17 protein-coding genes are annotated in these 21567 nt (G+C 55.3%); 6 read left to right on the top strand and 11 right to left on the bottom strand.

Features of this window, described 5'->3' with window-relative positions:
* The first annotated feature begins 166 nt into the window (after positions 1 to 166).
* Positions 167 to 1924: an ABC transporter transmembrane domain-containing protein gene (locus WEB64_RS12760; protein ID WP_368059819.1), complete on the top strand. Its 1758-nt coding sequence runs from the start codon at positions 167 to 169 to the stop codon at positions 1922 to 1924.
* 2 nt (positions 1925 to 1926) lie between these two features.
* Here the strand turns inward: WEB64_RS12760 and WEB64_RS12755 are convergent, their stop codons facing one another.
* Positions 1927 to 3603, bottom strand: a complete 1677-nt coding sequence (locus tag WEB64_RS12755) for a methyl-accepting chemotaxis protein (RefSeq protein WP_368059817.1) — start codon at positions 3601 to 3603, stop codon at positions 1927 to 1929.
* Between the two features lie 243 nt (positions 3604 to 3846).
* On the opposite strand from WEB64_RS12755, the gene WEB64_RS12750 reads away from it, so the two are divergent.
* Entirely contained in the window at positions 3847 to 4074 is a 228-nt protein-coding gene (locus tag WEB64_RS12750) for a hypothetical protein (protein WP_368059815.1), read from the top strand.
* 22 nt (positions 4075 to 4096) lie between these two features.
* On the opposite strand, the gene WEB64_RS12745 is transcribed toward WEB64_RS12750, so the two are convergent.
* The 10 genes from WEB64_RS12745 to WEB64_RS12700 all read right to left on the bottom strand — a co-directional run bounded on the left by WEB64_RS12745 (position 4097) and on the right by WEB64_RS12700 (position 15556).
* Positions 4097 to 4966: a diacylglycerol kinase family protein gene (locus WEB64_RS12745; RefSeq protein ID WP_368065646.1), complete on the bottom strand. Its 870-nt coding sequence runs from the start codon at positions 4964 to 4966 to the stop codon at positions 4097 to 4099.
* A 51-nt stretch (positions 4967 to 5017) separates the two neighbouring features.
* Complete coding sequence (locus WEB64_RS12740) at positions 5018 to 6370, bottom strand: sigma-54-dependent transcriptional regulator (RefSeq protein ID WP_368059156.1); 1353 nt, start codon at positions 6368 to 6370, stop codon at positions 5018 to 5020.
* Positions 6367 to 8184, bottom strand: a complete 1818-nt coding sequence (locus tag WEB64_RS12735; RefSeq protein WP_368059154.1) for an ATP-binding protein — start codon at positions 8182 to 8184, stop codon at positions 6367 to 6369. Before WEB64_RS12735 ends, WEB64_RS12740 begins: the two co-directional genes overlap by 4 nt.
* Positions 8185 to 8193: 9 nt before the next feature.
* Positions 8194 to 10380 carry a TRAP transporter permease gene (locus WEB64_RS12730; RefSeq protein ID WP_368059152.1) on the bottom strand — a complete coding sequence of 729 codons (2187 nt, stop codon included), beginning with the start codon at positions 10378 to 10380 and terminating at the stop codon, positions 8194 to 8196.
* Between the two features lie 113 nt (positions 10381 to 10493).
* Complete coding sequence (locus tag WEB64_RS12725) at positions 10494 to 11468, bottom strand: TAXI family TRAP transporter solute-binding subunit (protein WP_368059176.1); 975 nt, start codon at positions 11466 to 11468, stop codon at positions 10494 to 10496.
* A 569-nt stretch (positions 11469 to 12037) separates the two neighbouring features.
* On the bottom strand, positions 12038 to 12469 hold the full coding sequence (locus tag WEB64_RS12720) for a DUF4864 domain-containing protein (protein WP_368059150.1): 432 nt from the start codon (positions 12467 to 12469) through the stop codon (positions 12038 to 12040).
* Between the two features lie 91 nt (positions 12470 to 12560).
* Complete coding sequence (locus tag WEB64_RS12715; protein WP_368059148.1) at positions 12561 to 13643, bottom strand: TRAP transporter substrate-binding protein; 1083 nt, start codon at positions 13641 to 13643, stop codon at positions 12561 to 12563.
* 70 nt (positions 13644 to 13713) lie between these two features.
* Entirely contained in the window at positions 13714 to 14445 is a 732-nt protein-coding gene (locus tag WEB64_RS12710) for an LrgB family protein (RefSeq protein ID WP_368059146.1), read from the bottom strand.
* The gene (locus WEB64_RS12705) at positions 14438 to 14806 is read right to left on the bottom strand and encodes a CidA/LrgA family protein (RefSeq protein WP_368059144.1); all 369 of its coding nucleotides are present in this window, start codon (positions 14804 to 14806) and stop codon (positions 14438 to 14440) included. Before WEB64_RS12705 ends, WEB64_RS12710 begins: the two co-directional genes overlap by 8 nt.
* Before the next feature lie 27 nt (positions 14807 to 14833).
* Complete coding sequence (locus tag WEB64_RS12700) at positions 14834 to 15556, bottom strand: FCD domain-containing protein (protein WP_368059142.1); 723 nt, start codon at positions 15554 to 15556, stop codon at positions 14834 to 14836.
* Between the two features lie 291 nt (positions 15557 to 15847).
* Between WEB64_RS12700 and dctP the strand changes: the two genes are divergently transcribed.
* The 4 genes from dctP (at position 15848) to WEB64_RS12680 (ending at position 21565) form a co-directional block, all read left to right on the top strand.
* A complete protein-coding gene (gene dctP / locus WEB64_RS12695; RefSeq protein WP_368059140.1) occupies positions 15848 to 16963 on the top strand; it encodes a TRAP transporter substrate-binding protein DctP in 1116 nt (371 codons plus the stop codon).
* Positions 16964 to 17045: 82 nt separating this feature from the next.
* On the top strand, positions 17046 to 17750 hold the full coding sequence (locus WEB64_RS12690) for a TRAP transporter small permease subunit (RefSeq protein WP_368059138.1): 705 nt from the start codon (positions 17046 to 17048) through the stop codon (positions 17748 to 17750).
* Positions 17747 to 19291 (top strand): TRAP transporter large permease subunit, encoded by a 1545-nt coding sequence (locus tag WEB64_RS12685; protein WP_368059136.1) that lies wholly within the window; start codon positions 17747 to 17749, stop codon positions 19289 to 19291. The genes WEB64_RS12690 and WEB64_RS12685 overlap by 4 nt, the downstream gene beginning before the upstream one ends.
* Before the next feature lie 69 nt (positions 19292 to 19360).
* On the top strand, positions 19361 to 21565 hold the full coding sequence (locus tag WEB64_RS12680; protein ID WP_368059134.1) for a malate synthase G: 2205 nt from the start codon (positions 19361 to 19363) through the stop codon (positions 21563 to 21565).
* Positions 21566 to 21567 lie beyond the last annotated feature (2 nt).

Raw genomic sequence — 21567 nt, 5'->3', positions numbered from 1 at the left:
GTCTCCGATAGCCGCTTGGGCTTCTCAACGCTATTTGAGACGGGTTTTCTGCTACCAAAGGTGGCTTGGTGGCTTGTAAACCCGGTATCACCGCCCCATTTTATTACCCATCACGCTAACTGCATCATTGGTCAACCACCTCTAGGAGTTCACCATCGCCAGCCGATTGAACCGGGCTCTTGCCCTCGCCCGACACTTCATCGCACCCTATAAAAAGGCGGTCGCGGGCGCCTTGGTGGCGCTGGTTTTTACTGCTGGCGTAACTTTGTCACTCGGCCAGGGGCTGCGTATTCTGGTGGACAAGGGCCTGGCTACCAGCTCCCCGGAGATGTTGGCGCAATCAATCGGCTTATTCTTTATTCTGGTTCTGGGGCTGGCCATTGGCTCGTTTGCGCGTTTTTATCTGGTGTCCTGGATTGGCGAACGGGTAGTAGCGGACATTCGTAAGCAGGTATTCAACCATTTGATTGACCTGCATCCGGGGTTCTACGAGCAGAATCGCAGTCTGGAGATTCAGTCCCGGTTCACCGCAGATACCACGGTACTTCAATCAGTGATTGGCTCCACCGTCTCCATTGCCCTACGCAATGCCCTGATGCTGATTGGCGGTGTGATCCTGCTGTTCATCACGAACGCCAAACTGGCAGGTATTATTATCCTTGGTTTTCCGCTGGTGGTGGCACCCATCCTGATTTTCGGGCGCCGGGTGCGCAAGCTATCCCGGCTGAGTCAGGATCGTATCGCCGATGTTGGCAGCTACGTGGGCGAAAGCCTGACCCAGATAAAAACGGTACAGGCCTATAATCACCAGCCCCATGACCGGAGCCGTTTCGCAGCAGTCGCTGAAGAAGCCTTCGCCGTGGCCCGGATACGTATTCGGCAGCGGGCCTGGCTCACGACCATCGCGATCACTCTGGTGATGGGTGCAGTTGGTGTGGTGCTCTGGGTTGGCGGGCTGGATGTGATCTCCGGCCGTATCAGTGCCGGTGAGCTGGCCGCCTTCGTGTTCTACAGCCTGCTTATCGGGTTGTCGGCGGGAGCCCTGAGCGAGGTGATTGGTGAGCTGCAGCGCGCTGCCGGAGCCGCCGCCCGCATATTTGAACTGCTCCGTACCGATAATCAGATCACCCCACCGCAAGACAACCTACAGCAACTGCCGGACCGCATTGCCGGGCGTATTGAGTTACGGAACCTGCAGTTTTTCTATCCGTCCCGGCCCGATATTCCTGCGATCCAAACGTTCAGCCTGAAGATCGAACCCGGTGAAACCCTGGCGCTTGTTGGCCCCTCCGGCGCAGGTAAATCAACATTATTCGATCTGTTACTGCGGTTTTACGATCCGCAAGCGGGCTCTATCCTGATTGACGGTGTCGATAGCCGGCAGCTAGCGCCCGCAGATCTGAGGCGATGTTTTGCCTTGGTTTCCCAGAACCCGGCGCTGTTCTTCGCCAGCATCGCCGACAACATCCGCTACGGCCGGCCTGATGCATCACTCGCGGAGGTCAGGCAGGCGGCCACCGTGGCTCATGCTGATGATTTCATCCGCGCGCTGCCCCAGGGTTATGACACGCCGTTGGGTGATAATGGTCTCGGGCTGTCTGGAGGTCAAAGGCAACGGCTCGCTATTGCCCGGGCGCTGCTCGCGGATGCCCCAATCCTGTTATTGGATGAAGCCACCAGCGCTCTGGACGCCGAGAGTGAACATTTGATACAGCAAGCCATGCCGGAGTTGATGGCTGGCCGGACCACCCTGGTCATCGCCCACCGGCTGGCAACGGTGCGAGACGCGGATCGTATTGCAGTGATCAACCACGGCATATTGGAAGCGGTCGGCACCCACGATGAACTGATACGCGACAACCCGCTCTACGCTCGTCTGGCTGAGCTACAGTTCCGGGTCGTCGCCGAAGACAAGACCTTGTAAGGTCAGACCTTGAACTGTGACACCAGGTCCCGCAGGTTCTCACCCAGACGGGCAAGTTCTTCACTGGCCTCGTTGGTCTGGGTCACCCCGGTATCACTCTGATGTGCGGCTTCCACAATTCGCACCACATTCTTGTTGATTTCCTCCGCTACCTGGCCTTGCTGTTCTGCCGCAGTCGCAATCTGGGTAACCTGCTCGTGAATGGTGCCGACGGACTTTTCGATGGTCCGCAAGGCATCGCTGGCATGGTTGATACGATCAACCGTCTCACCTGAACGCTTACGCGAAGCCTGCATGCGCTCCGTCGCGGCACGACTTTCGGACACGAAGCCATCGATCATGTCCCGAATCTGGGAAGCCGATTCAGCACTGCGCCGAGCCAATTGACGTACCTCATCCGCCACTACAGCGAAACCGCGACCATGCTCGCCGGCCCGGGCCGCCTCAATAGCAGCATTCAGGGCCAGCAAATTCGTCTGATCGGTTACCGCATGGATGACATCGAGTACTTGCTGTATGTCATCGGATTTTTCCGCCAGCTTCTCAATACTGCTGGCGCTCTCGGCAATTTCACTGGACAACTCGTTGACCGAGGCCTGGGCGTTACTGATGGTCTTCCCACCCTCGCGCGCCAGCCGGTCCGCATCCGAGGCTGCGCTTTCAACGTGGTTGGCATTGCCAGCAATCTGTTGAATGGTGGCCGCCATTTCATTGATGGCAGATGCAATCTGGTCAGTCTCGGAACCCTGGGTTTGCACAGAATGCCGGGTTTCAGTGGCCACCCGGCTCAGCTCTTCGGCGGCAGAAGCTACCTGCTCCGTAGTGGTGCCCACTTCCTGGATGGTGGTCTGTATTTTCACCACAAAAGCATTAAAGCGACGCCCCAGCTCTGCCAGTTCATCTTTGCCCTCATCCGGTAAGCGCTGGCGTAAGTCTCCCTCACCATCAGCGATTTCCTGCATCATACTGCTGACTCGCTTTAACGGTACAGTCACCGTCCGACCTACCAATATCCCCAACCCGAGAGCAATCAATACCACAATAGCCGTCACCAACACGATGAAACCCAATGCTGCTGCGACCTGTTCGTCGACTTTCTCACGAGCCGCCGCCACAACCAGCTCAATATCCGTGGTATACACACCAGCACCCAGCATCCAGTCCCATTCAGGAATCAGGACAGAAAAAGAGACTTTTGGCTCCTCCTGACCGGTACCCGGGTTCGGCCAGTTGTAGCCGTAGAACCCGCCCCTGGCGGCAGAATCAAACAAGTCCCGGACCAGCTTCTGCACCGCAGGGTTCGTGGTTGGACCCTCAATGGAAGGTTTTGGGCGGTATGCCAGATTCATCAGATCGCGGTCATACAGGAAGACATAGTTGTCACTTCCAAAACTCATCGAACGAATGCGGTTTCTCGCTTCTGTCTGGGCTTCACTTTCGCTCAGCCCGGGCTTTGCCATGGCCTCCCGAACCACGGACCTTGCTACGTCCACAACGCTTTTGAGGCCCTCCTTACGAGCATCAAGAAGGTTTGCTTCCAATCGCTCCAGTTCCCTTTCCCCATTCTGTTCAACCTGAGCGAGGGCAATCCAGGCGATTGTGCCTGCCGTGATCAGTACCGGAATAATGGTCGCCAGCAATAGGCGTGTGCGAATACGGAAACGGTTCAGCAACTGCATCTCAGTGGGACTCCAGAAGAATAATAGATCGTGGCTATTATCCTGATTAATCCAGTCTGTGCAGTTCTGTTTTGTAAAGGCAGGTTGCGAGAGGAGCAATACAGTTACCTGGCAATGGCACCGATACAGTACAGATTTTAATCAATCTGTACTGACGAGATTGCAGGGCAGCTGCCTCTGTTCAGCTTGCGGGACTCGGCGCAATATTGTGCAGGCATCGAACAGAACAGTGAGGAACAAGCTATGGAATCCGTCAGCAGACACCCGAACAGGAGCATGAAAGAATTCTCAGGCAGCTTTCGCTCGATACAACATCTTGCGGGTGTCTGGTTACGTCGCTCCCGGGAGCGACGTCGTCTGCGGCAGGACGTGGGCTATGATGCGGACCGGATCCAGCGCCTGGAACTGGACATCGGACTGCCCAAAGGGTCCCTTGAGAAGGAAATGACCAAATCCTTCTGGCAGGCGTAATGGACCGGTACAGATAGAACCTTCAGGTGTTTACAACGACTTCACAGAGCACCTGGAGCCGCCCCGATTCACAGCGCGCCTCCAGGGGCGTTGAGCTGACAACTTCGCCATCGGCGGTAATGGTTTTCGGGCGTCGGGTGGTGACGCTGCAATGGCGGCCTTTGAAATGGACTATGGTGGCGTTCTTCCGGGCCTCCCGCCCGAATATTCTGACCATGACATAGGCCAGCAAAAGACGGACAAATGATCGTGGCCGCACGGCCACTACATCAAGCTGGCCGTCATTGGCCGCCGCTTGGGGAATGGGATTACCGCCCCCGTAGAAAGCGCCCGAAGCAACCGCTATGGACAACCATTTACCTTGAGCGGTATCGCCGTCACAGCGAATGGTTGCGGGAAAGCCCCGATAAGCCCACAGCCTGCTGACCAGGACCCGAGCGTAGCCGAGCTGACCCCAACGTTTTTTCACCTCACTGGTCGCACCCCGAACCGGCCAGGTACCTACGCCGACATGGCTGACATTAAGGAATAATTGCTCGTTCATCCAACCGACATCCACCGACTGCTGACTACCGCTTGCAATCAGATCACACAGCGCCTGGGGGTCGTCCGGCAAGTCGAGATTGCGGGAAAAGTCATTGGCAGTGCCAGAAGGCAACACACCCAGCACCGCCTCCTTGTTGACACAGATTTCCGCTGCCCGGCTGACAGTGCCGTCTCCGCCAGCGGCCAATACCCAGTCTCCGGGCTCGATGCGCTCGACCCAGCCATCGTTTTCAAGATCACAGGCGGTGAGTTCAGTGAGTCCCGAAACTTCCAGATGAGAGCGCCAAAACGCTTCACCCCGATCACCAGCGCCTGCTTTTGGATTTGCTATCAGCCAGATCGTCATTGGTTATCCCGTACCTGATCTATGTAGAATCCCTTCGACCTCAATACTGACTCAGTCCTTGAACTCCGACTTGTCGAGGCCGTGCTTTTTCATTTTGTCGTAAAGGGTTTTGCGGGCAAGTCCCAACTGTATCATCGTATTCTTGATGCTTCCCTGACAGGCATTTAATGCAGCGACGACTGCCGACCTCTCAAAGGCGTCCATCATTTCAGAAAGCGTCTGACGGCCGGAGATATCAGAGGATTCAGAACTGTGATCATCAGCGAGCGCCATAGGCCCCAGTAGCACATATCGTTCCGCCTGGTTACGCAATTCCCGGACGTTACCAGGCCAGCTGTGCTGGACCAGTCGAGCGGCCTGGCTGGCGGTGAGGGGAATACTCTCGCGTTCGTATCGGGCAGCTGCAATCAGTACGAAATGATGGAACAGCATGGCGATGTCCTCCTTACGCTCCCTCAAAGCCGGTATCTCCAACTGAACCACATTCAGGCGGTAATAGAGATCTGCCCGGAAGTCGCCCTTATCGCTGAGTTCCTTCAGATCCGCCTTGGTGGCCGCTATTACTCTCACGTCCACATCAATCGCGGCGTTACTACCGAGCCGCTCTACTTTGAGCTCTTCCAGTACCCGGAGCAATTTGACTTGCAGCGGTAACGGCATACTTTCTACTTCGTCGAGAAACAGGGTGCCCTGATGGGCATGCTCGAACTTGCCGATCCGGCGTTTATCGGCCCCCGTAAAAGCACCGGATTCATGACCGAAAAGTTCGCTCTCGATCAAATTCTCCGGCACGGCACCGCAGTTGATGGCGACAAAGTTGTGTTTGCCACGAGGGCTGTTTTCATGGATGTATCGGGCAATAGCATCTTTACCGGCACCCGTTTCCCCCCGCAACAAAATGTTGGCAGAGATATCCAGTAGCGGCTCAATGGTCGACATCAGGCGCTGCATGGGTGGTGATTCCCCCAACAGCCTCGGGCCCGGGCGGGCCAGTAGTCGAAGCTGTGTTTTCAGGCGGCGGTTCTCAAGAGCCAGTTGGCGCTTCTCAAGAGCACGCCGGAGCAGTTCAATTAACTCATCGTGATCAAAAGGCTTCTCGATAAAATCGTAAGCACCCTGCTGCACTGCGGTTACCGCCGTACTTATGTCGCCCTGCCCGGTCAGGATAATGACCGGAATACTGTCATCCACCTGCCGGACCGCCTGCAGCACGTCTAACCCGTCCATGCCAGGCATGTTGTAGTCAGATAGCACCACACCGCCAAAATCCGGTGAGATCGCTTTGAGACACGACGGCCCATCGGCAAAGCACTCCACCCTGATATCTTCCAGATCCATGGTCTGCGCAATGGCCTGGCGGATATCCGGATCATCATCGATAAACATCACGTCTGGTCGGCTCATTCCATTGTCCCTCGTTTGTTCAAAGTCAAAACGAACTCGGCTCCGGGGCCGTCAAAACGGTTACGACCGGTGAGGCGCCCCCCCAATGCATCAACGATCTGCCGTGAAATCGACAGGCCAAGCCCCAGTCCCTGCTTCATGGATTTGGTGGTGAAAAACGGCTCAAAAATCTGCTCTGTATCCGACGGCAGCCCCGAGCCGTTGTCCAGAACCACGCATGACCAACTTTGGCCACTGTCGGTCAGTTCGATCCTGATGATCGGGTTTTCAACCCCTTCAACGGCCTGCATGGCATTGGTAATCAGGTTCACCAGTACCTGTTCAACGCGTATCAGGTCACCATGACACATGACCGGTGCTGAAGGTCGCGACCATTTGAACTGAATTGCTTCACTGTTGTCCTGAGCGGTAATAATTTTCAACGCTGCGTCCACCGCCAGTCGAAGATCAACGCTGCTCGGTGGGCCCTCCGATTTTCGGGCGAACACCTTGAACTGCCGCGTCAGCTCGGCCATTTTGTTACACAAGCTGGTAATTTCGCCAAGGTTGGCATCCACCGTAGCGGTGTCGCCCCGTTCCAGGAAACGTCGGCTATTACGGGCATAGGCCTGAATAGCCGTCAGAGGCTGGTTCATTTCGTGGTTCAGGCCGGCAGACATCTGCCCCAACACCGCAAGTTTGGCGGCCTGTATCAGCTCCCGCTGGGTTTCCTTGAGTTCGTTCTGGGCTTTCTCACGTTGCCGGATTTCATCCACCAACTGACGGTTTGAGGCTTCAAGATCCGCCGTACGCTCAGTCACCCGGCGCTCAAGCTGCTCGCCCCGTTGCGCCAGCTCGGCTTCACGGCGGTAGCGCTCGCGCAGGTAAAGCCAGGTCTGGAAACAACCCAGAAAGATCACCAGTCCTGCGACCAGAAATCGCACCTGGGTCCAGAACACCGACCGGGTACCGATCATGACCTGCAGGCTCCAGTCGAGCTGTGGCAAGGCAGTACGGATGCTCAGGTACTCCCGGCTGACGCCCTCGTCGATAATCCGTATCCGCCTCGATTTCTCAGAGCCACCCAGGGGTTTGCCCAAATCGGTTATATCCATAGCGCTCAGCGTACGTAACGGATAGCGTTGCCGAATGCGAAGGTCGACTGGTTGTTTCCTGATCTCAGGTTCAAAATTCCGATAGAGCCAACTCTCTCTGCTGGCGAGAAAACTAATCCCATCACCGTCGAGCACCACCATTTCGGCCTCATTGAAGTTGGCAGGTCGCTGCCATTGCAACTCCAGTTCATCCACCTGAACCTTGACCGCGATCACGCCCAATACTGAATCCTTCCGACCCCTGATCGGGTGGGAGAAATACAGACCCCGAAGATCAGAGGTGGTACCCAACGCAAAGTACAGGGCGGACTCTCCGGTTTTCAGGGCGTCCTGAAAGTAAGGGCGAAAATCAAAATTGCGACCGATAAAACTGCTTTCCAGATCATAATTGCTAGCTGCAATGGTCAGTCCGGTGGCGTCCATCAGATAGACATCGGAGCTGCCAACAATCGACGCCATACTCTTCATTTCTTCGTTGGCGAGGAAGATCAGTTGATCACTGCCGGGAGATTCCAGCGTCTCCCGCATCAGCGGATGTTCCGCCATCAGTTCGGGAATCGGGCTGTAACGCTTAAGCTCGTTTGCCACCAACTGGCTGTAGCGGAAAGATTCTTCGATGCTTTCCTGCTCTACCAGACGGAATCCAGACCAACCGCCCAGTTGCCAGGACAGAAACGCCGTTATAACAAAGAGGGAGGCCGTCCAGATCCGATAGGTCATGTTGGGTTATTAGCGTTGGGCCAGCGGTTCGCGCTTACCGCGCTGTTTCTGCAGCAAGTAAGCAACAATCGCCGCAGCAATACCCGCCACGTCAGTGATCAATCCACCTTCGATCATCAAAAGCGCAGCAACCAACAGCAACACTCGGGTGATGGCGCCTGCTGGCTGATCAAAAATCCAGGCCTGCACCGCTCCCGACAATAGATACACCCCAAAGGTGGCGGTAATCAGCGCGCGAGCAATTTCCATCACCGAAGCGTCCATTAACAACGCGCTGTTGTAGAAGAACATGAACGGTACGATAAACGCAGCCAGACCGATCCGGAATGACGCCACCGAGGTTTCCATGGCGTTAGCCCCGGAAATACCCGCCGCCGCATAGGACGCCAGTGCGACCGGAGGCGTGATGGCTGACACTACCGCGAAATAGAACACGAAGAAGTGCGCTGTCAGGGGTTCGATACCCAGCTGCACCAGACCCGGCGCGACAACCGAGGCCGCCACAGCGTAGGCGGCCGTGGTCGGCATTCCCATGCCAAGCAGAATCGAGATGCACATGGCAAAGATCAGTGCCAGCAACTGACTGGTTTCCGCGACGCCCAGCAACAGCGAGGAGAATCGCGCGCCAACGCCGGTCAGCGATATAACGCCTACGATAACACCAGCACAGGCACACACGACGATAATCTGAATCGACATCACACTGGCCAGGTTCAACGCCCTGAGGATAGACATGAGACCCATCTTGTGAGGAGATAACCAACTCACCACAATCGCAGAGACGGTCGCCAGCGTACCAGCACGTATCACCGAGTAGCCCATGAACAGGGCCACGATCAGGATGATAATGGGAGCAAACAGATAAACCTGTTTGATCAGAGCTTTGAACAATGGCAGCTCATCCTTACGCATGCCGCGCATGCCGGTGCGCGCCGCCTCAAAATCCACCATGAAATAGACCGACGCGAAGTAGAGAATCGCCGGAATAATCGCCGCAATGGCAATTTCGGTGTAAGGAATGCCGGTTATTTCCGCCATGATGAAGGCGCCAGCACCCATGATCGGGGGCATGATCTGACCACCGGTAGAAGCCGCCGCTTCAACCGCCCCAGCGGATTTTTTGGTATAACCGACTTTCTTCATAAGGGGGATGGTGAGCGAACCGGTAGAAACGACATTGCCGGCACTGGTGCCGTTGATCATGCCCATCAGACCGGAGGCAAAGATCGACACTTTTGCTGGACCACCACGGGAGCGACCGGCAACTGCAAACGCAAAATTTACAAAGTAATCACCCACTTTGGACGCCTGCAGGAAAGCTGCAAAAATGATGAACAGAATAATGTACGTCGAAGACACCGCAGTAGTTGGACCCAGTACCCCTGCGTCGGTGTAAACCTGACTAAAGAAACGCTGGATCGACAGGCCCGGATACCCGAGGAAACCCGGTAGATAGGGTCCTGCAAATACGTAAATCAGGAAGATCAACGAAATGACCACAAGTGCGAGACCGGTCAGGCGCCGGGTCAGTTCCATGATCAGGGCCACGCCCGCAACAGCCGCGAACGAAATGCCCACCGGGGCAAAGGAAGTTCCGGTGCTCATACGCATAGACGTGTTATAAGCCACCAGGAAATACGCTGCCGAGGCTATGGAACATACAATCAGCACCAGGTCCGGCATGCTGAAAGCGGACCTTGCCCGCTGATGGAACCAGCTTACGACAATACCCAGACCCGTCGCAGCGATCAGTGGCCAACCAAAATGCCAGGTCTCGATATCTGTCGGAATTCGCATCGCGCCATCCAGCACCATCTGGTACATGAGGACGGTCTGCACCAATGCATACACACCGGGCACCAGCAACACCCAAGCCGCGATGGTTGTCCAGGTGCGGGGGGAGGAAGGCCCTTCAGAATCGGTAAAACGAGCACCCGCAAACAACAGAAACCCCAGAATGAGCGCACCGCAAACGTGGATAATCCGGAAAGACCAGGTCTCCAGCGGAGCAATATTCAGCGTGTAAAGGTGAAAAACTGCGTACGCAATTCCCAACACCGTCATTGCTGGCAACAACCAACCTTCGAAAAGGCGGCGGTTAGTCTCGACCGGCTCGTCGTCCACACCGTGGGCCAGCACAGGGCCGTCAGCAGGCAGGTCCGATGCCAGGCCCTTTTCCTGATTTTCAGTTGTCATGATGAACTCGAATCCCGTAAGAAAAAACGGCCAGCGGGGTGCTGGCCGCACATCAAAGGCGGGGCTGAAGAAAGCCCCGTATTGCTTACCAGACAATTATTGCCGGGTAACGGTTACTTGATCATGCTTTCTTCGATGGTGTACCCGTTCTCGTTGAACCAACGAGCCGCACCCGGATGCCAGGGAATAAACGTGTTCTTGTCGTAGTTTTTCGGAATGCTGGTGGTGGCAGCTTTATGAATGGACACCATCTTATCGTTGTTTTCCATGGTCAGCTTGGTCATCTCGTAGACAAAGCTTTCTGATACATCGCAGTTTGCAATGGCAAAGTTCCACATGGAGACAGCGCGGGCATCTTCCGTAAGGGTACTGTACGTGCTGGCTGGAATAGTGAACTCAGAGACCGGGAACGCCTCGGTGATCGTGTTCATTTCTTCTTCAGTGAACTCGATGATGTTCACGTCAGTCTGCACCTCCAACTGGCTCACCGCTGGGATCGGGATACCTGCTGCAAACGCAACTACGTCAATCAAGCCATCCTGGAGCTGGCCGCCAAGATCAGACCAACTGCCGTTACGGCGCTCATAGTTGACACCGAGGGTATCCATCATTTTCGGGAAATAGGTGTCAGAGGTAGAGCCCGCCGGTCCAAACCCGATGCTTGCCCCATCAGGAATATCAGAGATGGACTCAATGCCGGAGTCGGACAGCACGGTAACGGAAAACGGTGTCTCGTACATCGGGAACAGCGCACAGACGTTATCCATCTTCATGCCAGGAGCCAGGGAGCTATTGCCATCCATGGATTCCCGGGCCGGGCCCATGGTGGTCAGACCGAAGTTGATATCTCCGGTGTGAACGAGGGCCATATTCTGCATAGGACCACCGGTGATTTCAGCTCCACCGGACACGCCGAGGTTTTCTGCAACAAAGTTGGCCCAGCCTGCGCCATAAGCGAAGTAAGTTCCGCCCTGGCTGGCCGTGCCTACTGTAAAGTTGGAGGGCCAGTCGGATTTATCCTGCGCGACAGCGGTGCCGGATACCATAATGGCGGCTGCCAGGGCAGCTAAAGAAAAGGATTTTGTCATCTTCATTATAAACTCCACAGTCGTTATCTTTATTGTGATGGTTGTCTAGTGCCCCGTCTGGCTAATTCGTTGACCTACTGCGTGACGCTGGGGTTTCTGGCCAAGGCGCCTGACCGAAGATATGGTGGTTCCATATCAAGGGCAGGCAACACTGGCCAGAAGCCCCAGCGTCACGCCCTTCGGGAGCCGCTGAGGGCATTGAGAGCCGCGTTGCAACGTCTCGATTTGGAACCACCAAACCTTCGCCACTGCGCCTAGCTCTCAATGCCCTCAGTGGCTCAGTAGGTTAACGAATTAACCAGACGGGACACTGACACCCACTTGAAACATCTCAGACTTCCGTGCCTGTGCACGCACAGATGCAATGGGTGGGCCAGTTGCTCGAAATACTTCAGGTAGTATTGCAGAAAACACTGTTGAGCAGCCTTGGAACCACCATTGAAGTACGTTGAAAAACTGGCCTGCACCGGGAAGACGATTAAATTTGGGTGGGAAGCTACCCATTCAGGGTAGCAGAGGGTGAATTTACCCCCACCCTATTTAGCAGAATTATCAAGCGACAGGGCACTTCAGATGCCGGATTCTGCCTCTTCAACGACCACTCCGCCGATACGCCATCCCTTATCGGTCTCAGTCAAAGTATATGCGCTATCCCAGAAACGGCCATTCGGTCCTTTAATTCTCAGCATCTGAACCATGAAACCGGGATGGGGGACCAGAGAGAGAAATTCAATCGAGCCCGCACGATAGACTGCAGGATAGCGAGCGCGCACCATCGCCATGAACGCATCGGGTGACACGAATTGCTGCTGGATATCTTCGCTGGCGTACTGCCATGCCGCCTCGGCGTCGTCAGAGGCAAACGCAACGATCTGCGAAATGATGACTGCCCGAATATCAGGCCCTGGGGTTTGATCGGGGCTATCGGCCCAGCTCAAACCCGCGCCAGCGATGAAGCTGAAGGTAATCCAGGCCAACACCAAGTACCGCCGAAGTTTCATGTCGTTCTCCAATCGCTTTGGACTAACTTACGTCATGGAAACAACGGCGGATCGGGTCGCCTTTTCTCCCTTCAGGAAACGAGGGTAATACTCACTCCCCGCCAGGAGAAATGCTATTCAGATACGCCTTATCGGAAATATTCGTCCAGGGCCGGATCGCCTTGATGTAATCGGCCTGGGACTGAATGATTTCCTGGGCGAGCGGATCGCTTTCGGCCGCTTCTGCCAACAACTTATCCGTCGCTTCGCGCAATGCATCAATCACCTCGGGCGGGAAAACCCGGGCCTCCACATTGGGATAGTTTTCCTGCATCGTACTCCAGCTCTGACCATTCATGTGCATGCTCTGAGCATACATGTCATAGGCGGCAGTACGCATGGCAACCCGAAGGATTTCCTGCAAGTCTTCTGGCAGGCTATTCCAGGTCTTGTCGTTAATCAGGAACTGAACTTCAGCACCTGGCTCCTGCCAACCGGAATAGTAGTAATTGGCGATCTGGTGAAAGCCCATCGGCAAATCCAGTGCTGGCCCCACCCACTCAAGCGCATCGAGAGTGCCACGATCAAGAGCGGTGAACAGCTCTCCTGGCGGCACATTGGTAACCGCAACACCCAGTTCGGCCATCACTTCGCCAGCAAAGCCCGGCGTACGCATCTTCAGCCCTTTTAAATCTTCAAGGGACTTGATTTCCTTGCGAAACCAGCCACCCATCTGATTACCGGTGTTACCACCCGGAAAGGACAATAACCCATGGGGTTCATACACTTTGCGCATCAGCTCCATGCCTTCACCGTAGTAGAACCAGGCGTATTGTTCAGGCGCAATCATCCCGAACGGCACGGTCGTAAAATACATGGCGTTGGGGATTTTACCTTTGTAATAATACGAGGCGGTGTGGCCCATATCGTACTGGCCAGCTTTAACCATATCGAAGATACCGAAAGGCGCCTTGTGTTTGTTACCGGAGTCGATGCGGATCTTGAGGCGACCGTTGGACATTTTTTCTGCCATCGCGGCCATGCTGCGAGTGGCATCTCCCAGAATGGGGTAGTTCGGACCCCAGGTTTCTGCGAGGCGAAGCGTGAAGGTTTTGTCCTCAGTCTGTGCCTGAGCACTGGCAAAGGTTAATAGCATAAAAGCGGCAAGTACTGCCGGCAGAAGGCGAAGTTTCATAATAGGCGATCCATTAACGGTTTTATTGTTTGATTCTCCATAACTCTAACATGATAGCTGGCAAAAATGCTCAGGCAAGCACACCGGTAACAGTTAGCAGCCAGGGCAGAAAAACCGAGTACAGGAAAGCCGAGAGTGCCATCGCCAGACCAGAGAATGCGCCCATTTGTGCACTCACCTGAAAAGCCCTGGCGGTGCCAATACCATGGGATGTCATGCCGATGGCAATACCTTTCACACTGTCGTCCCGAATACCTATCAGATCAAACAGTTTAGAGCCAATCACCGCACCAATAATACCGGTGACCACCACGAGAGCGGCGGTCAGCGAGGGTAGGCCTCCGATCTGTTCTGAGATTGCCATCCCCACTGGCGCCGTAACGGATTTGGGAGCGAGCGATAGCTGGGTTTCAAGGCTGGCACCCAGCAAGCGGGCAATTGCCACCGAACTGAACGCCCCGATAACCACGCCGACCACCAGGGCAACCGTGACAGGCAGCCACACCTGTTTCAGCTTATTGAATTGCTGATACAGGGGGATAGCGAGCGCCACCGTAGCAGGCCCCAACAGGAAGTGGACGAACTGGGCGCCATCAAAATAATCAGCGTAAGAGGTGTCGGTGGCCAGCAGAAACAGGATGAGCGCCGTAACCGACGTGACCACGGGGTTAAGCAAAGGGGTGGAGCCAGCACGGAGATAGAGCTTATGCGCGAGGCTGTAGGCAACCAACGTCATTGTGAGTCCCAGCAGGGGCGATGTCGACAGATACACCCAAATCCGGGTCAGATCCGGTTCAATCATGGTTCGGCTCCCGCCTCACGGTGCGCCGACTTACCCACTGCATCACCCATGCTGTGACGGCCATGGTGATAATAGTGCTGAGCAAGAGGGTGACGCCTATCGGCAACCACTCATTACCAAGGCGACTGAAATGGACCATCAGTCCCACTCCGGCAGGCACAAATAATAACGAAAGATGACTCAGGAGGGCGCTCGATGCCGGCTCAACCGATTTGACCAACCGGCCCCGAATCATCAGTGTCAGAAACAGCATCACCATGCCCATCACCGGCCCAGGCACAGGCAGCTCCAGCAAGCGCACACTGACCTCGCCTACCAGTTGGTAAATCAGTAACAGGGTCATTCCATTAATTAACGGCATTGGTTTGCATCCAGAAATAGCAGGGATTTAGCGAAGAGAATGTGGCGCGATGGAAGACCTGATCAGGCCATGCTCTTTTTGTTCAATGGTTCTGAGCGCGTCGCTCACGTGCGCTACGTGAGCCATAGCCGCTTTCTGAGCCCATTTGGCCTGCCGGCTAATGACCGAGTGATAGATCTGGCGGTGATGTTTGTCCATCTGTCGCTTGAATTCATCCCGGTGACTGAGATTGGCAACCGAGGCCTGTACCGAATTCAACATCAAATCCTTCAGACTGTTCAGGACATGAACCAGCACCGGGTTGTGGCAGGCGTTCACAATGGCCCGATGGAAGGCATGGTCAAGCTCCGCGTTAGTGAGCGGGTCCGCTCGCTCCATCGCTTCGAAGGCCTTGGTAATCTGGTACTGATCCTGTTCTGTCGCTCGCTCAGCCGCCAGGTAAGCTGCCTTTCCTTCCAGTTCCTGCCGCACTTCGAACAAGTCATAAAGTGTACGGGAGTGTTCCAGGAACATCTGCATCAGGGGGCCGTTATCCGAGGGCTCGGGCACCATGTGTGACACAAACGAGCCTTTGCCATGCTGGGTCCGGATAACGCCCCGGCCCTGCAATTCATGAAGTGCCTCCCGGACGATAGCACGGGAAACCCCTAAACGGCTTGCCAGCTGCCGTTCCGAAGGAATCATTTGCTCAGGCGCGAGACTGCCGTCGAGAATAAGTTGCTCGAGACGATGGGCGACTGCCCGGGACATAGGTAATGGCTTTTCCTGCATCGCTAAAACCACTGGTCAGACCAGCTCTCCATTAAAAGATTGTTATATTTGGCGAGCGCACTCTCCACAAGAATATGGCTCACCCCTCTTCATCTGTCTATAAAAACTGGTCTGACCAGCAGGCAAAACGCTGGACTTACGAGGGGATCCGAACCAAAACTTACGTTGATTGTCACTTTCAGGTGCACCGGACTTTCGCTCATAGCGACGGAAAAGTGCACGACTAAGTGGTTCCAACAACAACAAAGCACTGGATCTGGAGTTTCTGCGATGATTGATAACAACCAAAAGATTGAGCACCGAGGCGCGGCCCCCCGTCGCGGCTTATTCAAAACCCTTGCTGTCTCTGCCGCCATTGGTGCAACCTTGCTCGCAAGCAGTGTTCATGCGGCCACCACCTGGAAAATACAGTCGGTATGGGACGCTGGCACCGTTGGTTTCGACCTGTTCGAGGAATGGTGTAACGGCATTGAGGAGAAAAGCGACGGCGAACTCAAGTTCACCTGTTTTCCTGCCAAAGCGGTTGCGGCCGACAACAACGGCCTGTTTGATGCAGTGCGCAATGGCGTACTCCAGGGCATGAATCCATTCACTCTGTACTGGTCAGGAAAAATTCCGGCCTCGGTTTTTCTATCGTCTTACCCGGCCGGTCCTGACCAGCCTCACCAGTGGGACACCATGTTCTACGCTCTGGGCATGCTGGAAAAAACCCGCGAAATCTACGAAAAATTCGGTCTGTTCTATGTCGGCCCGATCCAGCACGACGCTAACATCATTCACTCCAAAGAGCCTGTTGACGGTCTTGAGGACCTCAAGGGTCTGAAAATGCGCCTTCCCGGTGGCATGGTGGCAGAAGTGTTCGCTGAATTCGGTGTATCAGCCGTCAGCCTGCCCGGTTCCGACATCTTCCCGGCCCTGGAAAAAGGCACCATTGATGCAGCCGACTACGTCGGTCCTGCTGTTAACTGGGAGCTGGGCTTTTCCCAGGTTACCAATCATATCCTGATGGGCCCTCCGGGCGTCATGTCGGTCTACCAGCCGGTGGACCTGATGGACCTGACCATCAACCTTCGTGCCTGGAATGCGCTAGATCCAAAACTCCAGCAACTGGTTGAAGACGAAGTGCGCAACTACTCCCAGAAGCACTACCTCGCGATTCAGGCCCGCAACATCGAAGCTATGGCGAAGTTCAAAGAAGCTGGCACCAGCGTGTCCCGTCTGAGCCAGGAAGACCTGCAGGAATTCCGTCGTGCGGCAATTCCGGTCTGGTATCGCTGGGCCAACAAGGATGAAGATGCCAAAGCGATCTTCGACATTCAGCTTGAATACATGATGAATGACACCGTTGGCTACATTAACGAAGAAGACATCAAGGGCATGAAGTAACAAGTTCCCCGTAACCAGGGGAGGGCGCCCGCTCTCCCCTTTTCCAATACAAACATCTGGTCACAACCAGAGGTAGTTCATCATGTCTGATCTGGAAGGCTTTGGCTTTGTAATGCCCCACTGGCTCTACTGGGGCTGGCTTGCGGTTATGCCGCTGATCATGATTGCACTGGATCGTTGGCGCAGTGCCGATCCGCAACCGGACACAGAAACCGAGATCCCGGTCGGGGGCGAACTTCAGGAAGAGCCATCTGCCCTTGCCTACCGGCGCTCGGACGAAAACCTGTTTACTCGGGGAGTAGACTGGCTGAGTGACAAAAGCGGTCTGTTCATCTCGTTCTGGACCGTTAACGCGGTGTGTTTCTATTTCTTCGAAGTCATCATGCGTTACATCTTCAATACGCCAACCATCTGGGTGCATGAGGCCAGCTACCTGTTACTGGGTATGCAATACCTGCTAGCCGGCGGTTTCGCACTGCTGCACGGCTCTCATGTTCGAGTAGACGTGGTCTATAACTATCTGCCTGAGCGCGGCCGCGTCGGCATGGATATTTTCACGTCGATGTTCTTCTTTATGTTTGCGTTGGTGTTGGTACTGACCTCCTGGACCTATTTCGTCAATTCCTACTCTATGGGCGAAACCACCGTTGAAACCTGGGGCATTCAACACTGGCCGGTCAAGGCTGTGATGGTGCTGGGCTCGGTGCTGATCCTGCTCGCCGGTATTTCAAAACTGCTGAAAGACATTTCAGTTTTTATTCGTCTTGGCCGGGAGGCATCTGAATGACCACTCAAACTGCCAACGCCAACCCTGCCCCGAAGAATCCGCTTATTGGTAAGCTGGGCACCTGGCTGATGATCCTGGCGACGGTCGGGCTCGCCTTTGTTATCTGTGTTGAAATGATCAACATCCTGTTTTTCGACCCTTACAGTGATGAATATTTTCTGTTCCGGTCTGCCGGAAGCCTGTCCGGTGTTGAAATCGGACCACTGACCTATCTGATGTTCGGCTCTCTCATGGTCGCCTTGATGATGGGCCTGCCACTGGCGTTCGTGACCGGCGGTCTTGGGGTAATGTTCGTCTATCTGGTCGGCGACACCGCGATGCTGAACATCGTGCCAAGTCGCATCTTCCCGATGATGACCAACTCCGATCTGGCGGCGATTCCGCTGTTTATTTTCATGGCCTCGATGCTGGAACGGGCGGGGCTGATCGAGGAAATGTTCAGTGTGGTCTACAAATGGATGGGTGGCCTCAGTGGTGGCCTGGCGGTAGCCACTATTCTGGCTTCCACCATTCTGGCTGCGATGGTCGGCGTTATCGGGGCTGCGGTGGTTACCATGGGCATCATTGCCCTGCCTGCCATGCTCAAACGCGGTTATGACCACCAGATTGCACTTGGCTCAATCATGGCCGGCGGCACTCTTGGCATTCTGATCCCGCCCTCGATTCTGGCGATTCTTTACGCCGTGGTTGCCCAGCAATCCGTAGGTGAGCTGTATCTCGGCTCCATCATTCCTGGTCTGATGCTATCTGTTACCTACGTTTCTTACGTGCTGATAAGAAGCTGGATCAATCCTAAACTGGGACCACCGGTACCGCTGGAAGAACGAGTCTCCATGCGGGAGAAACTGCGGCTTCTGAAAAGCCTGATCGCGCCTCTGATTCTGGTGTTTCTGGTATTGGGCCTGCTGTTCGGCGGCGTTGCTACACCGGTGGAAGCAGCGGGTATCGGGTCATTTGGTGCCATGCTGGTAGCCTGGAAACACGGCGCACTCTCCATTGCGGCGCTGCGGGATGCCTCTGTTACTACCACAAAAGCCTCTGCTATGGTGCTGTGGATCATGTTTGGCGCCTCGGTGTTTGTGGGCTTCTACATCCTGCAAGGTGGCCAGGCCTTCATTACCGAAACCATCCTGGGCATCGGTTTGTCGCCATATGCGGTGTTATTCCTGCTAATGCTGCTGCTGGTGGTTCTGGGTATGTTCCTTGACTGGGTGGGTATCCTGCTGCTGGCAGTGCCGATCTTTATTCCGATTGTTGAGGCATTGAACTTTGATGGCCTGTTCGGCTTCCCCGGTATTGAAACTGCTGACGTAGTGCTGTGGTTCGGGGTGTTGTATCTGGTCAATATGCAGATGTCGTTCCTCAGCCCTCCATTCGGCTATGCACTGTTCTACATTCGTGGGGTTTGCCCGCCGGAAATCTCCATGGCGACCATTTTCCGGTCGGCACTGGTATTTCTGGGTTTGCAGGCATTCGGCCTGTTCCTGTGCATTGTCTTCCCGGCCATCGTCACCTATCTGCCCAACCTCGTATATGGCTGATAGCTTGTAGCGCCCGGGGCGTCTTCTCAGGATGGCCCGGGCGCGGTTTTCACAAACTGTGAGAAACAGATGAACTCTCGAATCACGATCAACGGACTGAAGGTTGCGCGATCGCTCTACGAGCTGGTGGCAAACGAGGCAGCCCCGGGCACAGGTATTGAGCCAGCCGACTTCTGGGTTGCCTTTGAGGCGCTGGTGGCGGACCTGGCCCCTACGAACAGGGCCCTGCTGAAAAAGCGTGATGAGCTTCAAACCCAACTGGACCAATGGCATGATGCCCATAGAGGCGAAACCATCGCCAGGGACCAATACCAGAGCTTCCTCCGGGATATCGGCTATCTGGCTCCCGAAGGTGAGCCTTTCAGGATTTCAACGACCAGCGTCGATGATGAAATTGCCCATATTGCCGGGCCCCAACTGGTGGTACCGGTTAACAATGCCCGCTTCGCACTGAATGCCGCCAACGCCCGCTGGGGCAGCCTGTACGATGCGCTCTACGGCAGCGATGTGATCCCGGAGACAGACGGGTGCGCAAAAACCGCAGACTATAACCCGGCCCGCGGCGCGCAGGTTATCCGCTGGGCGGCGGACTTCCTTGATCAGGCTGCCCCCCTCGTATCGGGCCCGCACCGCGATGTGGTGGAGTACCGCCTGGAGCCGATGAACGGAACCATCGTATTTGAGGTGACGCTGGCCAACGGCGACACCTCCTCGCTCAGGCACCCGGAACAGTTTGTCGGCTTTCGCCGCGAGCACCACGAGCTTACGATACTGCTTTGCCACCATAGCCTGCATATGGAACTGGTGATTGACCGCGAACACCCGATTGGCTCAATGACCTCTTCCGGGGTACGGGATCTGGTGCTCGAATCGGCGGTCAGCACGATCATGGACTGTGAAGATTCTGTAGCGGCGGTCGATGCCGAAGACAAAACCAGTGTCTATCGGCACTGGCTGGGTTTGATGAAAGGCACACTGACCGACACCTTCCTCAAACATGGGCGAAAAGTGACCAGGCAACTCAATAAGGATCGTCAATATGACACTCCTACCGGCAGCGCTCTGACCCTGCCCGGACGTAGCCTGCTGTTATTGCGAAACGTCGGGCACCTGATGACGACTGATGCAGTTCTGGATGACCGTGACCAGCCAGTTCCCGAAGGCTTGCTGGATGCCATGGTCACCGTGCTATGCGCGATGCATGATCTGAACGGTCAGGGGCTGTTTCGTAACAGTCGTGCTGGCAGTATCTACATTGTTAAGCCAAAAATGCATGGGCCGGAAGAAGCGGCTTTTACCAACGAGGTGTTTGTGCGTGTGGAAAAGGCCCTTGGCCTCGCTCCTAACACCATAAAAGTGGGGGTAATGGACGAGGAACGCCGGACCTCCGCCAACCTCAAAGAATGCATTCGCGCTGTTCAAACGCGACTGGCATTCATTAATACCGGCTTCCTCGACCGGACCGGCGATGAGATCCATACCTGCATGGCAGGTGGCCCGGTGATGACCAAGGACGAGATCAAGGCGCAACCGTGGATCAACGCCTATGAGAACCGCAACGTCGATATCGGTCTGGAATGTGGGCTGGGCGGAGTAGCCCAGATCGGTAAAGGTATGTGGCCGATGCCGGACGAGATGCGTAAAATGCTAGAGGCCAAACGCGCTCACCCGGAAGCTGGCGCGAGTTGCGCCTGGGTGCCATCGCCGACCGCTGCGACCCTGCACGCAATTCATTATCACCAGATAGATGTCCGTGCCCGACAGCAAGCACTGAGTCATCGTCCGCGCGCCAGTCTCGATGACCTGCTGACGCCGCCGTTACTGGGGAACGTCCGGCTGACCCCGGAACGTATCCAGTCAGAAATCGATAATGCTGTTCAGGGCATTCTCGGTTATGTGGTGCGCTGGGTCGATCAGGGCGTCGGTTGCTCCAAAGTACCGGACATCAGCCATGTCGGCTTGATGGAAGACCGCGCGACCTTGCGTATCTCGAGTCAGTTGTTGGCAAACTGGCTATGCCACGGCATTTGTACCGACGACCAGGTGCTCGATACCCTGGAGTTCATGGCCGTTGTCGTTGACAGCCAGAACGCGACAGACCCGGCGTATCGCAAAATGGCCAGGGAATTTGACAAAAGCCTGGCCTTTCGGGCCGCCCATGATCTTATTTTCAAGGGCTGTGAGCAGCCGAACGGTTACACCGAACCGCTACTTCACGATTATCGTCGCCAAGCCAAGGCGCTGGCCCATATTCAAGCACACCATGGCCATTAATG

This window comes from Marinobacter sp., assembly GCF_040882185.1.
In the GTDB taxonomy this organism is placed as follows: domain Bacteria; phylum Pseudomonadota; class Gammaproteobacteria; order Pseudomonadales; family Oleiphilaceae; genus Marinobacter.
This window is presented reverse-complemented; position numbering and strand designations above follow the sequence as displayed.

What these genes read in the sequence shown, in the direction of transcription:
- WEB64_RS12755 (WP_368059817.1), bottom strand. Translation starts at nt 3,603, where the DNA reads ATGCAGTTGCTGAACCGTTTCCGTATTCGCACACGCCTATTGCTGGCG.
- WEB64_RS12750 (WP_368059815.1), top strand. Translation starts at nt 3,847, where the DNA reads ATGGAATCCGTCAGCAGACACCCGAACAGGAGCATGAAAGAATTCTCA.
- WEB64_RS12745 (WP_368065646.1), bottom strand. Translation starts at nt 4,966, where the DNA reads ATGACGATCTGGCTGATAGCAAATCCAAAAGCAGGCGCTGGTGATCGG.
- WEB64_RS12740 (WP_368059156.1), bottom strand. Translation starts at nt 6,370, where the DNA reads ATGAGCCGACCAGACGTGATGTTTATCGATGATGATCCGGATATCCGC.
- WEB64_RS12735 (WP_368059154.1), bottom strand. Translation starts at nt 8,184, where the DNA reads ATGACCTATCGGATCTGGACGGCCTCCCTCTTTGTTATAACGGCGTTT.
- WEB64_RS12730 (WP_368059152.1), bottom strand. Translation starts at nt 10,380, where the DNA reads ATGACAACTGAAAATCAGGAAAAGGGCCTGGCATCGGACCTGCCTGCT.
- WEB64_RS12725 (WP_368059176.1), bottom strand. Translation starts at nt 11,468, where the DNA reads ATGACAAAATCCTTTTCTTTAGCTGCCCTGGCAGCCGCCATTATGGTA.
- WEB64_RS12720 (WP_368059150.1), bottom strand. Translation starts at nt 12,469, where the DNA reads ATGAAACTTCGGCGGTACTTGGTGTTGGCCTGGATTACCTTCAGCTTC.
- WEB64_RS12715 (WP_368059148.1), bottom strand. Translation starts at nt 13,643, where the DNA reads ATGAAACTTCGCCTTCTGCCGGCAGTACTTGCCGCTTTTATGCTATTA.
- WEB64_RS12710 (WP_368059146.1), bottom strand. Translation starts at nt 14,445, where the DNA reads ATGATTGAACCGGATCTGACCCGGATTTGGGTGTATCTGTCGACATCG.
- WEB64_RS12705 (WP_368059144.1), bottom strand. Translation starts at nt 14,806, where the DNA reads ATGCCGTTAATTAATGGAATGACCCTGTTACTGATTTACCAACTGGTA.
- WEB64_RS12700 (WP_368059142.1), bottom strand. Translation starts at nt 15,556, where the DNA reads ATGTCCCGGGCAGTCGCCCATCGTCTCGAGCAACTTATTCTCGACGGC.
- dctP (WP_368059140.1), top strand. Translation starts at nt 15,848, where the DNA reads ATGATTGATAACAACCAAAAGATTGAGCACCGAGGCGCGGCCCCCCGT.
- WEB64_RS12690 (WP_368059138.1), top strand. Translation starts at nt 17,046, where the DNA reads ATGTCTGATCTGGAAGGCTTTGGCTTTGTAATGCCCCACTGGCTCTAC.
- WEB64_RS12685 (WP_368059136.1), top strand. Translation starts at nt 17,747, where the DNA reads ATGACCACTCAAACTGCCAACGCCAACCCTGCCCCGAAGAATCCGCTT.
- WEB64_RS12680 (WP_368059134.1), top strand. Translation starts at nt 19,361, where the DNA reads ATGAACTCTCGAATCACGATCAACGGACTGAAGGTTGCGCGATCGCTC.